General features: G+C 68.6%; 2 protein-coding genes. Both read right to left on the bottom strand.

Annotated elements, in window-relative coordinates; translation table 11 throughout:
- Positions 1-109 precede the first annotated feature (109 nt).
- The gene (locus tag ABZ471_RS48220) at positions 110-1,348 is read right to left on the bottom strand and encodes an Ig-like domain-containing protein (RefSeq protein ID WP_359075505.1); all 1,239 of its coding nucleotides are present in this window, start codon (positions 1,346-1,348) and stop codon (positions 110-112) included.
- A 157-nt stretch (positions 1,349-1,505) separates the two neighbouring features.
- Positions 1,506-2,729 (bottom strand): Ig-like domain-containing protein, encoded by a 1,224-nt coding sequence (locus tag ABZ471_RS48215; RefSeq protein ID WP_359075503.1) that lies wholly within the window; start codon positions 2,727-2,729, stop codon positions 1,506-1,508.
- Positions 2,730-2,884: the final 155 nt, after the last annotated feature.

Raw genomic sequence — 2,884 nt, 5'->3', positions numbered from 1 at the left:
ACCCGGCCGGGGGTCTGGGGGTTGCCCCCGGACAGGCACAGCACGGGGATTAACGACTGCGGGCCCGGTGCTGTCGGTCACAGCACCGGGCCCGTACGTCAGCGAGGGCTCACTTCGTCCAGTCGGCCCACGACATGTTCCAGCCGTTCAGGCCGTTGTCCGGGGCCACCGTGCGGTCGTTGGAGTTCTTGACGACCACCACGTCGCCGCTCATCGAGTGGTTGAAGAACCAGGCCGCCGGCACGTTCTTGTCGTAGCCGCCGCGCACGTCGCGCAGCCCGACGCAGCCGTGGCTGGCGTTGTAGTTGCCGAAGGCGTCGCCGCCCCAGTAGTTGCCGTGGATGAAGGTGCCGGAGTCGGTGAGGCGAATGGCGTGCGGGACGTCCTTGATGTCGTACTCGCCGCCGTAGCCCACGGTCTCGCCGTTCATGCGGGTCACCGTGAGCCTCTCACGCATGACCATCTGGCCGTTCCAGGTGTCGTAGCCGGGCTTGCCCGTGGTGACCGGGATGGTCTTGACGACCCGGCCCTCCTGGGTGACCTTCATCGTGTGCTTCTTGGCGTCCACGATGGAGACCTGGTTGCGCCCGATGGTGAACTTCACGGTCTTGCGCTGCTTGCCGTAGACGCCGTCACGGCCCTCGACGCCGTCGAGGTTGAGGTCGACGGTGACCTTCGTGCCGGCCTTCCAGTACTTCTCGGGGCGGAAGTCCAGACGGTCGTTGCCGAACCAGTGGCCCTCGACGTCGACAGCCGGCTCGGTCTTGATCTTGATGGCCTTCTCGACGTCCTGGGGATTGGTGATGCCCCGGGTGAAGCGGACGGAGAACGGCATGCCCACACCGACGGTGGAGCCGTCCTCGGGCGTGAAGTTGCCGAGGAAGGTGTTCGTCGGCGTGAGCGTGGTGAAGCTGGAGTCCTCGGCGGCCTCGCGGCCCTCGGAGTCCTTGGCGACCGCGTGCACCGTGTACTTGGTCCCGGCGGCCAGATGGGTCGACGGCTTCCAGGAGGCGCCGCCTGCGCCGATGGCGCCGTCGACCTTCGCGCCCTTGGCGTCCTTGACGGTGACCTCGGTCAGCTTGCCCTTGCTGACGTCCACCTTCAGGGTGCCACTGGTGTCGACGCCCGTGGCACCGGACTTGGGCGAGATGCTGACGGCGGCCGTGGACTGCCCGCCCTGCTGCGCGTGGCCCTTACCCTTTCCGTCACCGGAACCCGACCCGGACCCCGAGTCACCGCCACCACACGCGGTGAGGGTCACGAGCAGGGTGCCGGCTATCAGCGCCAGCCCCTTACGGCCTCTCCCCCGGCTCTCCACCGACGCCCCCGATATCGGCCGCACGTTCACTTGTTCTCCCCTCGCCGGACCAGGTCAGGTCCGCTCCCCACCACACTTGGTGTGCGCATGTTAACCGCAGGGATTTGAGCGGGACGTCAGGTGAATGTCACCGTTCCGTCGCAAATTCAACCGACCACCGCCGCCCGAAACCCCACCCCTCACCTGGTTACTTGACCGCGCTGCCCGCTTTCCACTCCTTCCATGCCATGTTCCACCCTCCGAGCCCGTTGTCGGGAGCGACCGTTTTGTCCTTGCTGTTGACGACTTCGACGACGTCTCCGACGAGGCTGCGGTCGAAGAACCAGCCCGCCGGGGTGTCCGAGCTGCCGCCCTTGACGTCCAGGAGGCCCACGCAGCCGTGGCTGACGTTGACATGGCCGGGGGCGTCCGGGGACCAGTAGTTGCCGTGCAGGAAGGTGCCGGAGTCGGTGAGCTTGATGGCGTGCGGGACGTCGGGGATGTCGTACTCGCCGCCGAAGCCGACCGTGCGGCTGTTCATGCGGGTCACCTCCAGCATCTCCATCACCACCATCTTCCCGTTGTAGGTGGGGGTCTTGGGGGCGCCGGCGGTGATCGGCACGGTGGTGAGCAGCTGTCCCTCGCGCCGTACCTCCATCATGTGCTCGGCCGCGTCCACCAGGGACACCTGACTGCGGCCGACGGTGAAGGTGAACGACTTGTCCTGCAGGCCGTAGACACCGCGCGCCCCTTCGACGTCCCGCAGGCCGAGGTCGACGGTGACCTCGGTGCCGGGCTTCCAGTAGCGCTCGGGGCGGAAGTCCAGGCGGTTGTTGCCGAACCAGTGCGGGCGGATCTCCACGGACGGCTTCGCCGTGACGCGTACGGCGCGTTCCACGGCGGCGCGGTCGGTGATCTCCCGACTGAAAGAGAGGGAGACGATCATTCCGGTGCCGACGGTGGAGCGGTTCTCGGGGGTGACGTAGCCGATGAACCGCTCCTCCGGAACGTAGGTGGTGAAGGTGGTGTGCCGGGCCGAGCGGTGACCGTGCTCGTCCAGCGCGACCGCGTCGACGGTGTACTTGGCGGCTAGCGCCAGCCGTTTCCCGTCCGGTTCCCAGGTCAGCCCGTCGGCGCTGATGTGCCCGGGGACCGGGGACTCCTGCGCGTCCTGCGATCTGACGACTCTCACCTTCTCCAGGCGCCCGTCCGGTACCCGTACGCGCAGCGGTTCCCCCGGCCGGACCGCCGTGCCGCCGTCGTCCGGGGTGACCCGGATGACGTCCTCAGGCGCCGGGGGTTTGCCGAGGACCCCGTCGAAGTCCAGTCCGCCGGAGCCGCCCGAGGAGCAGCCGGCCAGCAGACCCGCCCATGTCACTGCCGCGGCCAGCGCGGCCCCCGCGCGCCGTGCGCGTCCTTGTACGTGCCTCACGTGGGACTCAACGACGGTGCACGCTCCGGGGAAACGTGAGTGCGACGTCCGTGCTGGGCAGAACTGTGGGGAGGACGACGCGAAGGGGAGCCGCCGCGCCACGTCGGAGCCGTCGGGGCGCAGCCGTACCGGGCGGCCGAGCGTGCCCGGACCGG

The organism is Streptomyces sp. NPDC005728 (assembly GCF_040630895.1).
Taxonomy (GTDB): Bacteria; Actinomycetota; Actinomycetes; order Streptomycetales; family Streptomycetaceae; genus Streptomyces.
This window is presented reverse-complemented; position numbering and strand designations above follow the sequence as displayed.